The organism is Empedobacter sp. GD03865 (genome assembly GCF_029840775.1).
GTDB classification, from domain to species: Bacteria; Bacteroidota; Bacteroidia; order Flavobacteriales; family Weeksellaceae; genus Empedobacter; species Empedobacter falsenii_B.
Window position 1 is genome coordinate 1 of the sequence record NZ_JAOCDF010000025.1, and the last position, 12746, is coordinate 12746.

Genomic DNA, 12746 nt, shown 5'->3' on the forward strand with positions numbered 1-12746 from the left:
CGCAAGTGGTCGCGGGTTCGAGTCCCGTCCGGATCGCCAACTTTTATAAGCTTCACTTATTGTGAGGCTTTTTTTTGCTCCAAACTCTCCTAAATTCTACTTTTGCATAACGCATAACGCATAACGCATAACGTATAACGCATAACGCATAACGCATAACAATGAATCATATTTATTTGGTGAACGCCTTGGTTACAGATGAAACGGGTAGAATGTTAGCTGTCCGAAAAAAGAAATCGAAATTTTTTCAGATGGTTGGTGGAAAACGAGAACAAGATGAAGAATTATTAACCACACTTCGACGCGAATTTTTAGAAGAGATTAATGTTGATATTCTACAGCACGATGTTTCATTTTTAGGGCAACACACTTCTATTGCCGTTAATGAAGTTAATACCGAAGTTTATGCAAATGTATTTCATGTTAAATTAAAATCATTAGAAACGCTTAAAATCGCTTCTGAGATAGAAGAAATGGCGTGGATAACGAAAGAAAACTACAAAGAATTTCAATTGGCTCATTTATTAGAAGAATTCAGTTTACCGATTTGGTTAGAAATGGTTTTTTAAATTTTTTTTCAAAATTTTTGTAACGTTTTTACTTTATGTTTACTTACTAATAAACACTAAATAATTAAGCGATGAAATCTATTTTGGAAATAACAGTTGAAAATAATGTTATCATAATAGACGATGAACAAGTTGCGTTGAAAAAAATAAAGTAACGATTTTGGAAGCTAAACAAACCCTTTTTTTAGAATTAATCGATCAACACAAAGAGATTTTACACAAAATCGCTAAGATGTATATGGATAATTCTGAAGATCAAAATGATTTGATACAAGAGATTGTTTTGCAACTATGGAAATCTTTTGATCGTTTCGAAGGTAAATCTCAATTTTCAACTTGGATGTATCGCGTTTCGTTGAACACGGCGTTAACTTATTTTAGAAAAGAAAAGAAAAAAGCAGATCGTCATACTTTTTTAGAAAATATTGATCAAGTAGATGAGATGGATTTTGGTGAAAAAGAAACACAACTCGAATTGTTTTATAAAGCAGTTCATGAATTGAATAAAGTAGAAAAAGCATTGATTTTTCTGTTTTTGGAAGGACAAAATCACAAGGAAATTTGTATGAACTTGGGAATTTCGGAAGTAAATGCACGTGTGAAATTGAACAGAACGAAAGAAAAAATACAAATCATCATAAAAAAATACGGTTATGAATTTTGATGAATTACAAAAACAATGGGACAATCAATCTTCAGATGAAGTTAAAATTGATCCAAATCTTGAGTTTAATCAAGAAGCAAATACCATTATTGATAAAGTACGAAAAACCTTGAAGAAAGAGTTTTATGTTCAATTATTAGGATTATTGTTTTTATATACTTTTCCTTTCTTATTTGATGCAAATACGCCAACAATTTGGTGGACATTGTTGTGTATTTCGTTGACTTTTTTGGTGCCGTTTATTTATGTTTTCAAGTTTTATAAACGATCATATCATCTGGAATATAATTCGCTAAAGAACATCAATTGGTTTTATTATAATTACAAATCTGCGATTGATATTTACAGTATTTACTCGTACTTGATTTCTATTTTAGTGTTGATGATTATTGGGATTTCGTATATCCAGCATCCTAACTCGTTGCAATTTGAATACAAATTTCAGTTTTATCTTTATATTTTTCTTACACTATTTTTTTATGTATTAATTTGCGTTTTATTATTAAAATGGTGGATTTCTACTTATTATAAAAAGAATCTGGTAGAATTAGAAAATATATTGCATCAATTAGAAGAGTAACCAAAAGTTACTCTTCTTTTGTTAATGTAATGCGTTAAACTTTAACATGTCATTGTGTAACCTTTGTGAATTTTGAACATCTATATTTTATAAAATTGATAAATGATTTAAAAACCAAATAGATGACAAAAATTTACTTTCTTTTTTTATGTTTTATAACGTTTGCAAATGCACAAGATTATAAAAAAGATACGATAGAATGACATGAAACGATTTTGTATGATAAAAGCAAATTTCGATTGAAACGTGTTGGTTCGGATACCAAGACGAAATCAATTTTAATCGGATTAACGGCTGATATTAATTTTAGTAAAGATTCACTTCCTAAGTTTACCAAAGAATTTGCAATTCCAATAAATGCGCCTAAAAAAGAATTCACTTTTCAACGTATTAATTTCAATTTTAGTAATAGTTTGAAATTAGATTCTATTCTTTTGAAAGTTGATTTAACGGCAATGAATAATGGGAAACCAGCTCAATCAATTTTAGAAAAACCTTTTGAAGTTGTTGTAAAAAAAGAATATCAACAGAATGATGTCTTTTCGATGGATTTACGTGATTTGAATATTAAATATCAAGATGATTTTTTCATCAAAGTAGAATTATTAACAGAAGTTGAAAAGCCAATTTATTTTAGTGGAGCTTTGCTGGCTAAATGTTTATATAAAACGACTGATTCTGATGTGTGGATGAAAACACCATTAGGAATTACGCCTGCAATCAATGCTGATATTTTGATAAAAAATAAAAAAGAAGCGACATTTAATTTAAGAAAAATATTCCTAAAAAATATACAACAAAGGAAGAGCTAAATAAATTGAATAATGAACTTGAATCAATTTCTGGCGTAGAAAATGACTAACAAAAAAGCCCTCGCTTGTTCAGGGCGAGGGCATATAGTTAAGTGCTTTTTTCTTTTTTCAAATAAAAATTTTGAATTAAAATTAATTAATATCTATAATATTCTGGTTTAAATGGTCCTTCAACCGTTACACCAATGTATTCTGCTTGTTCTTGAGATAAAACTTCTAATTCTACTCCTAATTTAGCTAAATGCAATTCTGCAACTTTTTCATCTAAATGCTTAGGTAAAGTATATACTTCATTTTTGTAAGCTGATGAATTTGTCCACAATTCGATTTGAGCTAAAGTTTGGTTAGAGAAAGAGTTTGACATCACAAAAGAAGGGTGTCCTGTTGCACAACCTAAGTTAACTAAACGTCCTTCAGCCAAAATGATGATGTCATTTCCGTTGATGTTGTATTTGTCAACTTGTGGTTTAATTTCTTCTTTCGTGTTTCCGTAGTTTCCGTTTAACCAAGCCATATCGATTTCGTTATCGAAGTGACCAATGTTACACACAACTACTTTGTCTTTCATTTTCTCGAAATGCTCTGCACGTACAATTCCAAAGTTACCAGTAGTCGTAATTACGATATCAGCGTTTGCAACCACTGTATCTAATTTTTTTACTTCGTAACCTTCCATAGATGCTTGTAAAGCACAAATAGGGTCGATTTCTGTTACTGTAACAATTGCTCCAGCACCACGGAAAGAAGCCGCTGTACCTTTACCAACATCACCATATCCACAAACTACAACACGTTTACCAGCGATCATCAAGTCAGTAGCACGTTTGATAGCATCTACTGCAGATTCGCGACATCCGTATTTGTTGTCGAATTTAGATTTTGTTACAGAATCATTTACGTTAATTGCAGGCATAGGCAATGTACCTTTCTCCATTCTTTCGTAAAGACGGTGTACACCTGTAGTCGTTTCTTCTGATAATCCTTTGATCTCAGCAACCAATTCTGGGTAACGATCAATCACCATATTCGTTAAGTCTCCACCATCATCCAAAATCATGTTTAATGGTTTACGATCTTCTCCGAAGAATAATGTTTGCTCGATACACCAATCGAATTCCTCTTCGTTCATCCCTTTCCAAGCATACACAGGAATCCCAGCAGCAGCAATTGCAGCAGCAGCGTGATCTTGTGTAGAGAAAATATTACATGACGACCATGTAACATCAGCTCCTAAAGCAACCAACGTTTCGATTAATACTGCAGTTTGGATTGTCATGTGTAGACAACCTGCAATGCGAGCACCTTTCAAAGGTTGAGCAGCTTTGTACTCTTCACGGATAGCCATCAACCCAGGCATTTCTGCCTCAGCCAACGTAATTTCCTTTCTTCCCCACTCAGCTAAAGAAATATCTTTAACTTTGTATGGAATGTATTGCGTTTTTGTATCCATCAATTGATATATTTAACTAACTTTTTTTTAAAGTTTATAATGAACAAATTTACAAACAAATTTCGATTAATAAAATGCCCGTTATCGATTATATTAACGATTTTAAACATACCCGCATTATCACGTGGAATGTAACAGAATCGAATGAAGAATTATTAGAATATCTTCATTTAGAGGATTATAGGATAGAAAAATATAATAATCTTCGACCTAAACAGGCCAGAGAATATCTTGGTTTGCGCGCTTGTCTAAAGAAATTGGACTTGGATTATGATGTAAATTATGACGAACGTGGAAAACCTTTTTTACCTACAAATAAAGAAATTTCCATTACACATTCCTATGGATTGGTTTCTGTTGGCGTGAGCGAATATAATATTGGAATTGATATTGAATTGGCTCGACCAAGAAAAATTTTGAACATCAAACATAAATTTGCCCGTCCAGATGAAATAGCTTGGATACCTCAAGAACATGAAACTGAATATTTGCATGTAATTTGGGGAATGAAAGAAGGTTTGTACAAATTGAATGGTGGAAATCTTTGGAATTTTCTGAATCATTATCGTGCAGAAGAATTTGAATTAATAGAAAATAAACAATTTATTTGTTGGATTTCGGATGATGTAAAATCTCGAAAATATCATGCATTCTATAAAATGATTGGTGAATATTATTTGGTTTGGGTGTTGGATTATGAATAGATTGAAGTTAGAAATTATAATTACGAATTTAGATTTACGATTTAGAATGAATTATTTTAACTCACAACTTAAGAATGAACGATTTTATTGATTACATCTTTGCTCCTTATAAAACCTATTCTACACTGAATATTTTACTTGAAATAATTGCAACTTTATTTGGGATTATTTCCGTTTATTATACCTACAAACGTAATATTTTGGTTTATCCAACCACTATTATTTCGACGTTTATTTTCATCTATTTATTTTTTAATTGGGGATTATACGGCGAAACTATTATTAATATTTACTATACTTCAATGGCGATTTATGGTTGGATTTTGTGGCAAAAAAATCTCGAAGCAGATCATAAACATGTCGATGTTTCGTGGGCTTCGAAGAAAGAATATTTATATGCAACTTTACTTTTCGCGTTGAGTTTTATCTTTATTTTGACGATTTATTATTTCCGTCCAGTTATTCAAAATGGTTTTGATTTCAGTTTTATCAACCAATGTAAATTACATTATTCTAAAATTGATTTTGTAGACGCTTCGACGACCGCTATCTTTTTGATTGGAATGTGGATGATGGCGCGACGAAAAATTGATAATTGGTATTTCTGGATTATCGGCGATTTAATCATGATTCCATTAATGATTTACAAAGGAGCAGTTATCACTTCGGTGCAATATATTGTCTTGTTGATTTTATCATTTATCGGATTAATCGATTGGATAAAATCAGCCAAAAATTCACAGAAAATAGTGAGTTAAGAAATAATTTAAAATTAGTATTTTAGCCTTATAAATTGAATTTGAAAAACCTATAAAAATTACGAATATGGAAAATCAACATTTATATCAACAAAACCAATTGGTTGCAGAGGCAACAAGCGTAGAAAGGGCAAATTTCTATAAACATACTTACGGACACGTTGCTGGAGGAGTTTTGGTATTTGTTTTAATCGAATCTTTGATGTTAAAATCAGAAGCATTAGTCAGCTTTATGTTAAGTTTAACTTCTGGATATCTTTGGCTTATTTTATTAGCAGGTTTCATGGGAATTACATGGGTTGCACAAAAAATGGCGTACGGATCGATTTCAAAATCTAAACAATATTTAGGCTATTTTTTATACATAGTTGCAGAAGCTTTAATCTTTGTGCCAATGCTTTACATTGCATTATATTATGGAGGAACTTATGTAATAAAACAAGCAGCCGTTGTAACAGGCGGATTATTTGTAGGATTATCAGCTATTGTATTTTTAACAAAAGCAGATTTCTCTATTTTACGAGGAGCATTAACTATAGGATTTTTCTTAGCAATTGGATTGATTATTGCAGGGATGTTATTCGGGTTCGATCTAGGATTATGGTTCTCAGTTGGAATGTGCGCCTTAGCTGGTGGAGCAATTTTGTACAACACTCACCAATTAAAATATGAGTTCGGAACACAACAGTATGTTGCAGCGGCATTGTCGTTATTTGCTTCATTAATGTTATTGTTTTGGTATATTTTGAGAATTTTTATGAGTAGAGATTAATCATGAAGAAACAATAAATTTGTATATTGAACCGTAGCATTTTTGTTGCGGTTTTTTTATTTAAGATACTATGACAGATAAAGAAAAAGAAGACGATAGAATACAATCTCCGTTTCGACCAAAAGATTGGAATGAGATTAGAATAAATGATTCTTGGGCGTTGTTCAAGATTATGGCAGAGTTTGTAAATGGTTACGAAGTAATGTCTAAAATAGGACCTTGCGTGTCTATTTTTGGTTCGGCACGTACTTCTCCAGATCATCCATATTATGCATTAGCAGAGGACATTGCGTATCGATTAACGCAAATAGGTTTTGGTGTAATTACTGGTGGAGGTCCGGCAATTATGGAAGCTGCAAACAAAGGAGCGCAAAAGGGTGGAGGAACTTCTGTTGGATTGGGAATTACATTGCCTTTCGAAACAGAATTGAACAAATATATCGACCGTGAATATGAAATTAATTTCGATTATTTCTTTGCACGAAAAGTAATGTTTGTGAAATATTCACAAGGATTTATCGGAATGCCAGGAGGTTTTGGGACGTTAGATGAATTGTTTGAGTCGATGACATTGGTACAAACGAAGAAAACAGGACGTTTCCCAATTGTGTTAGTTGGAACTGAGTATTGGTCAGGTTTAATTGATTGGATCAAAGAAACGGTTTTGAGAGAAGGTTATATTTCTGAGAAAGATTTGGATCTTTTCCGTTTGGTTGATACAGCGGAAGAAGCAGTTGCTCACATCGAGAATTTCTACGAAAAATATAATATTAAGCTTAATTTTTAAGCAACGAAAAACCTCATCATTTGATGAGGTTTTTTTATTTCATAAAGAATGATAATTATTGTTTAATTAATTTAGACGTTCCAATTTTTCGATTTTTAGCTTCAATGTCAAGAATGTAAATACCTTTTGGTAATTCTTTGATGTTAAATTGATGTATCGCTGAAAATTTTCCTGAAAACTCTTTGATCAGTTTTCCTGTTAAATCATAGATTTTTACTTTTTCTGAATTAATATTTAATGAAAAAGAGGAAGAAACTGGATTTGGAGTTACAGAGATTTTTTCTGAATTAACCTCAATATTATCTGTTGATAAATTTGCTTTTGCATTCCCGAAAATTCTAAATTCACCTGGATTTAGATTAACTGTAAATGATGAATTTGTATTGGTGACATTCAGCGTTGTTTCGTCCATCAAATTGTACCAATTTCCTGTAAATGGAAAAAGTGGCGCAATTGCTTGAGTGCTTGTTGTGAAGTTTGCAATAACAATTACCTCATATAAATCAGACGACGATAATAAATTATTTGTAATCTGAATACGCGGTTTTAAATCGCCAGATGTAATCGTATAATTATCAGTTTCGAAAACTTTGTTGTTTAATTTAAGTCCAATAATTTTTGCCCAAACATCATAAACAGATTTTCTATCAGTATTTGTTAAATAACCAATTTCGCTTGGAATTGGTTTTGGATTGGTACGGCATCCGTCACTATTTGTCTCATCTTGACAATGATTAATCGAGTAATCGTATCCTAATTCTCCGAATTGCCACAACATTTTAGGACCAGGAATTGTAAATAAAACTGCACCAAGAGCTTTTTGTCTTTCTAAAGAAGTTTTTAAATCTTTTACATTATAGGTTCCTGAAGATGCACCATATTGTAAATTCTTGTACATCATTCTTTCCTCATCATGACTTTCTGCGTAAGCAACTAAATGTTTTTTCGTAAAACCTTTTACAGTATGCTTCAACCAATCAAAGTTACTATCCGAAGCATATCCCATTGTATTTTGATTAAAATTATTAGTCGCTTTACCCCAAAGCATAATTCCTTTACCTTCGTTAATGCGATAATTCGCCCATTCTGTTTCCTCTTGTGCTGAACCATTATTTCCTAAATGCTCAAAAATGATGTAGGAATTCGGATCAATTGTCCATTGCATATCTGCATATTTTTTTAAAATTGCTACACGATCAGCTTGATATCCGTTTGTACAAGTTTCATCAGAAGGTGTACAATTTTGTGTAAATCCTTTTGTTAAATCCCATCTAAATCCATCAATTTTAAACTCTTCAATCCAATGTTTTAATGTACGTTGTACATAATTTTGAGTTGGTGTTAATTGATGATTTAAATCGTATCCAACATTGTAACTATGTTTTGCAGTTTGATTAACATAAGGATTTATAGCAGTTGGTTCTCCAAAACCATCATTGTCGGGATCATTCATCCACATTCTAACCAACGGAGATCGACCATAAACATGATTTAAAGCAACATCTAAAATGATTGAAATTCCATTTTGATGACACAAATCGATGAATTCTTTCATTTTATCTGCTGGTCCATAAGCTTTATCCAAAGCAAGATGATAAGCTGTATTATAACCCCAAGAAATATTTCCTTCAAACACCATTACGGGCATAACTTCGATTGCGTTAATGTTTAATTTTTTGAAATAATCAAAATCATCAATTAAAGATTGCCATGTTTTTGTCGAATTGAAATCACGAATTAATAATTCGTAAATCATCAAATTCTCTTTATTTGGGCGATTGAAATTTGAAACTTTCCAATTGTATTTTGCTTGATTTGTTTGTAAAACCGAAACTTCAAATTGTTGTCCAGTAGGATATACAGGCATATTTGGGTAAGTTGCTGCGGTAATATACGGATCATCATAAGGCGATAAAACTAAAGTCGAATAAGGATCTGCAGTTTTGATTCCATCACTTGTTCGATATTGAAACGTATAGATTTCACTTGCTTTAAGATTAGATAATTCAATCCAATATAAATCCTTGTTAGTTGTATCTCGATTCATCACATATTGATCAGAAAGTTGCCAATTATTGAAACTTCCGATTACATGAATAAACTCTTTTTGTGGAGCGTATAAAACCAAATATGCTTTTGTAAAATCATTAGCCAAATAATTAATTCCTTCATGTAAATTAGATGGAATGGCTACATCTTTAACCGTTGGTTTGATATTAATTGTAAAAGATTTGCTTATTGTTTGACCATTAAAAGTTGCATTTAATGTATAATTCTGATTTTGTGAAATGGTATAATTTTTATCAAATGAATTACTATCATTTACTTGATCAAAAGTATTACCGTTACCTTCTAATGTCCAATTCACATGAATTGTACTTGTTGCTTGGATATTAAAACTAGAACCGCTATTCACATTGGTTGTGCTGTTTTCTAGCGGATGAATTAGATTAACTTGCAAAGCACCAACATTGATAAAAATATCTGATGAGGTTTGTTGATTACCTTCTGCGTTTCTTACCACAAAAGCCATTTTAGTTATAGTTTTGTTTGGCTCTACATTGTAAAAACTTGTGATAGAAGGTGTGATTTCTAATTTATAAACATTACCAGATTGATGAATAAATTGAGGTTGAGAAGAATTATCTCCCCAAGAACCAATCACATTTTGCCAATCTTGTCCATCAACAGTTACACCCGTATGAGCATAAAGATTTCCTTGGTAATTTTCTAGTGGAGTTCCTGTTTTGTCAAAATACAAAGTGACCGATTTGTCTGCTTCTGGCGGACTAGGATCTGAAGTGATTTGCGCATCGATCTTTAAGAAAGAAAGGCAAATCAACATGAAAGTTAAATAAAATGTTTTCATATTATTGCGATTTTTGAATTATTAGATTAGATAAAAAAAGCTGTTAAAACATACAAGTATGTTTGTAACAGCTCTATTTTTAAATGAGGAATTTCTTTATTGTTTTACAAAAGAATAAGTTTCTTTACTGAAGTTTGCTGTTACAATGTAAGTCCCAGCTTCAGTAACTTTGATGTTGTCGCCACCTGATTTTAAAACTCCAGGAGTTCCAGAATCACCATAGTTTACATCCCAAGATTTATTTTGTCTGAATTTAAATTCACCAACTTTTAATTCTATAGTAGCTATCCAAGAATCTATTGTGCCATCGTAATTTAGAGCAGTGTCAGCATCCCAACCAAGCGGTGTTGCATCACCAATAACTCCCCAAGTGAAAGCTTCTATTTTGAAAGTTGAATCACTTTGATTAAAAGTTACTTTATATCTTCCGATATTTGGAATTTTAATATTATTTCCACCAGCGTCTAAACTTCCAGATACTGTTCCGTCAGATGCAGTTGTTGGGTTGTTACTTCCAAAGTTTACATCCCAAGATCCGTTTTGTCTGAATTTAATTTCTGCGTTAGCTTCTTCAACATTAATATAAGCAACTAAAACATTAGTTTCTTCACTTTTCCAGAAAGGAATATCTTGATTATCTGCCCAATTCGTAATAGAACCTACAACACCCCAATTTGTAGATAAATCTGTAGGATATGCTGTGATTGTGATTGTTTTTACAGCAGAAACTAGTGGTTGAGATTGTTGTGTACCTAATTCTGATTTTACACGATAAATATAATCTTGCTCCACATTTGGTTCAACACCAAGATCAATTACTTTATTATTAAAGTCTTTAAATGATATTTGAAACTCTGTTGTTGTAGAATTACCTATTAGAACTGTTGCATTAGCAAAGTTACTATCGTCTTTTGTTGTAAATTCTAAAGAATATTTTGGGACAACATCAAGTCCATATTCTGCTTTGTTCCAAGAGAAAGTAATAATTGAATCTTGATGCTCCTCTGTTAAAATAAATTGCGCATTATCGTTTGGTGTTACCAATTCTGGCGCTTGATAATCTGATGGATTTACAGTTAGTAAATCATCATCTTCTGAACAGCTTGTAATGGCAATACTACCAATTAAAGCAATTGAGATATATTTTAAAAAATTTTTCATTAGTAACCAGGATTTTGAGTTAAATTCGGATTAATTGCAATGATATTGATAGGAATTGGGAAAAGTTTTCTAATGTCAGAAACAGAAGTCCCGTTAGCTACACCTCCTTTAAATGGCCAGTTGTAACCTGTTGTAAATTTATTGAAACGGATTAAATCTGTTCTTCTTGTTCCTTCCCAATACAATTCGCGCGCACGTTCATCTAAAATAAAATCTAGGTTTAATTGTGCGTTTGTGATGTTACCAGAAGTGTTACCATAAGCTCTTGTACGCAATGCGTTAATGTAATTAAGAGCTGTAGCACGATCGCCCCCACCACCGCGAAGAACTGCTTCTGCATAATTTAGATAAATTTCTGCAAGTCTTATTACAGGAACATCGGTATCTACAAATTCACCTGTTGAGTCATTACCATTATTCCCATTAGATTTTTTATTTTTAAATTTTGTTACGGCATAACCATCACTAAATCTACTAACTTCTGCAATATCATATGTTTGACCATCTGTATAAAACATAGCACGTTTATCTGTCCAAGCTATAGGATTACCATTAGAATCATTTTGTGATGACTGAAATTTCTCAACCAAAGCGCTTGTAGTACGAGGACCTCCCCAACCACCATTTACACCATAATCTGCTGGTTGCATAGAACCACCGATAGCAGCTTTTACCAAATAAGTAGAACCACCATAAGTTCTAGAATTATTTCCGTCAAAATTTAATACAAAAATACCTTCGTTTTGAGCACCATTAGTATCGTTATCAGCTAAAAATAATTCGTCATACGCAGTTCCATTTTCATTGGCATCCGTGGTGTTTAACGAGTATCCTGATTCGATTGCTAAGTTAGAATAGGTGATAGATTCTGAATATTTAGCTACGTCTATCCAAGACTCTGCATTTAGATACAAACGAGAAAGTAATGCGTAAGCTGCAACTTTATCTACACGTCCGTATTCGTTTGCGCGACCAGCTTTTAATTCAGCTTCGATTGCTTTTAATTCGCTCTCAACGAAAGTGAAAATCTCTTTACGATTGCTTTGTTTTGGTAATTCAGAAGAAACTTCTGTTACTAACGGAACATTCGCATATAAATCCATTAAGCTATAATAAGCATATGCTCTAATGAAACGCGCTTCAGCTACATATTCTTTCACTTCTGGAGTTGTACTAGATAAAGCTTCAGCATTTGCAATAAACGAATTAGAGAAAGAAACGGTTTGTGCTAAACGATAATACATTGCTTCAACAAAACTGTTACTTGCTCCCCAACTTAGCGCATGCAAGTTTGGTAAACCTGGGTCTCCCCAACCAACAATAGATTCGTCTGTTGTCAATACATTTAAGTTGAACATTAAACGAGTATATTGAGAAGCACCTTCGTCAATACCTTGAATATCTCCACTTCCCGCAGGTCCTTTTTGTCCCGTAAGCGCTAAAGAAGCGTATACTTTTGCTAAAGCAGATTTTGCTGTAGCAGCATCTTTGAATACATCAAATTGTGTATAAGTATCTGGATCGTTTGGCATTAAATCTAAATCATCGTGACAAGATGTTATAGAGAAAGCTAATGCCGCTGCAATTATATATTTTGATATTTTTATTTTTTTCATGACT

At 32.3% G+C, this 12746-nt stretch carries 12 protein-coding genes; 8 read left to right on the plus strand and 4 right to left on the minus strand.

What is annotated here, in order from left to right; translation table 11 throughout:
• The first annotated feature begins 161 nt into the window (after window positions 1-161).
• The 4 genes from N5D46_RS10055 (at window position 162) to N5D46_RS10070 (ending at window position 2625) form a co-directional block, all read left to right on the plus strand.
• Complete coding sequence (locus tag N5D46_RS10055; RefSeq protein ID WP_038331012.1) at window positions 162-569, plus strand: NUDIX domain-containing protein; 408 nt, start codon at window positions 162-164, stop codon at window positions 567-569.
• 160 nt (window positions 570-729) lie between these two features.
• Window positions 730-1233, plus strand: a complete 504-nt coding sequence (locus N5D46_RS10060; RefSeq protein ID WP_038331014.1) for a sigma-70 family RNA polymerase sigma factor — start codon at window positions 730-732, stop codon at window positions 1231-1233.
• Entirely contained in the window at window positions 1223-1813 is a 591-nt protein-coding gene (locus tag N5D46_RS10065) for a hypothetical protein (protein ID WP_038331016.1), read from the plus strand. The genes N5D46_RS10060 and N5D46_RS10065 overlap by 11 nt, the downstream gene beginning before the upstream one ends.
• Before the next feature lie 239 nt (window positions 1814-2052).
• Window positions 2053-2625: a hypothetical protein gene (locus N5D46_RS10070; RefSeq protein WP_280049877.1), complete on the plus strand. Its 573-nt coding sequence runs from the start codon at window positions 2053-2055 to the stop codon at window positions 2623-2625.
• A gap of 136 nt (window positions 2626-2761) precedes the next feature.
• Here the strand turns inward: N5D46_RS10070 and ahcY are convergent, their stop codons facing one another.
• A complete protein-coding gene (ahcY, locus tag N5D46_RS10075; RefSeq protein ID WP_280049878.1) occupies window positions 2762-4075 on the minus strand; it encodes an adenosylhomocysteinase in 1314 nt (437 codons plus the stop codon).
• A gap of 74 nt (window positions 4076-4149) precedes the next feature.
• On the opposite strand from ahcY, the gene N5D46_RS10080 reads away from it, so the two are divergent.
• The 4 genes from N5D46_RS10080 (at window position 4150) to N5D46_RS10095 (ending at window position 7096) form a co-directional block, all read left to right on the plus strand.
• Complete coding sequence (locus N5D46_RS10080) at window positions 4150-4779, plus strand: 4'-phosphopantetheinyl transferase family protein (protein ID WP_280049879.1); 630 nt, start codon at window positions 4150-4152, stop codon at window positions 4777-4779.
• Window positions 4780-4853: 74 nt separating this feature from the next.
• A complete protein-coding gene (gene pnuC / locus N5D46_RS10085; RefSeq protein ID WP_280049880.1) occupies window positions 4854-5537 on the plus strand; it encodes a nicotinamide riboside transporter PnuC in 684 nt (227 codons plus the stop codon).
• A gap of 67 nt (window positions 5538-5604) precedes the next feature.
• Window positions 5605-6309, plus strand: coding sequence for a Bax inhibitor-1 family protein (locus N5D46_RS10090; protein WP_280049881.1), 705 nt, complete (start codon window positions 5605-5607; stop codon window positions 6307-6309).
• Window positions 6310-6379: 70 nt separating this feature from the next.
• The gene (locus tag N5D46_RS10095; protein ID WP_180905791.1) at window positions 6380-7096 is read left to right on the plus strand and encodes a TIGR00730 family Rossman fold protein; all 717 of its coding nucleotides are present in this window, start codon (window positions 6380-6382) and stop codon (window positions 7094-7096) included.
• Window positions 7097-7151: 55 nt separating this feature from the next.
• Here the strand turns inward: N5D46_RS10095 and N5D46_RS10100 are convergent, their stop codons facing one another.
• The 3 genes from N5D46_RS10100 to N5D46_RS10110 form a co-directional block, all read right to left on the minus strand.
• Entirely contained in the window at window positions 7152-9965 is a 2814-nt protein-coding gene (locus N5D46_RS10100) for an alpha-amylase family glycosyl hydrolase (RefSeq protein WP_280049882.1), read from the minus strand.
• Between the two features lie 96 nt (window positions 9966-10061).
• Window positions 10062-11126, minus strand: coding sequence for a SusE domain-containing protein (locus N5D46_RS10105; protein ID WP_280049883.1), 1065 nt, complete (start codon window positions 11124-11126; stop codon window positions 10062-10064).
• On the minus strand, window positions 11126-12742 hold the full coding sequence (locus N5D46_RS10110) for a RagB/SusD family nutrient uptake outer membrane protein (protein ID WP_280049885.1): 1617 nt from the start codon (window positions 12740-12742) through the stop codon (window positions 11126-11128). The genes N5D46_RS10105 and N5D46_RS10110 overlap by 1 nt, the downstream gene beginning before the upstream one ends.
• Window positions 12743-12746 lie beyond the last annotated feature (4 nt).

Excerpts from the sequence above, each read along its gene's own strand:
- N5D46_RS10055 (WP_038331012.1), top strand. The coding sequence starts at position 162 with ATGAATCATATTTATTTGGTGAACGCCTTGGTTACAGATGAAACGGGT.
- N5D46_RS10065 (WP_038331016.1), top strand. The coding sequence starts at position 1,223 with ATGAATTTTGATGAATTACAAAAACAATGGGACAATCAATCTTCAGAT.
- ahcY (WP_280049878.1), bottom strand. The coding sequence starts at position 4,075 with ATGGATACAAAAACGCAATACATTCCATACAAAGTTAAAGATATTTCT.
- N5D46_RS10080 (WP_280049879.1), top strand. The coding sequence starts at position 4,150 with ATGCCCGTTATCGATTATATTAACGATTTTAAACATACCCGCATTATC.
- pnuC (WP_280049880.1), top strand. The coding sequence starts at position 4,854 with ATGAACGATTTTATTGATTACATCTTTGCTCCTTATAAAACCTATTCT.
- N5D46_RS10090 (WP_280049881.1), top strand. The coding sequence starts at position 5,605 with ATGGAAAATCAACATTTATATCAACAAAACCAATTGGTTGCAGAGGCA.
- N5D46_RS10095 (WP_180905791.1), top strand. The coding sequence starts at position 6,380 with ATGACAGATAAAGAAAAAGAAGACGATAGAATACAATCTCCGTTTCGA.
- N5D46_RS10100 (WP_280049882.1), bottom strand. The coding sequence starts at position 9,965 with ATGAAAACATTTTATTTAACTTTCATGTTGATTTGCCTTTCTTTCTTA.
- N5D46_RS10105 (WP_280049883.1), bottom strand. The coding sequence starts at position 11,126 with ATGAAAAATTTTTTAAAATATATCTCAATTGCTTTAATTGGTAGTATT.
- N5D46_RS10110 (WP_280049885.1), bottom strand. The coding sequence starts at position 12,742 with ATGAAAAAAATAAAAATATCAAAATATATAATTGCAGCGGCATTAGCT.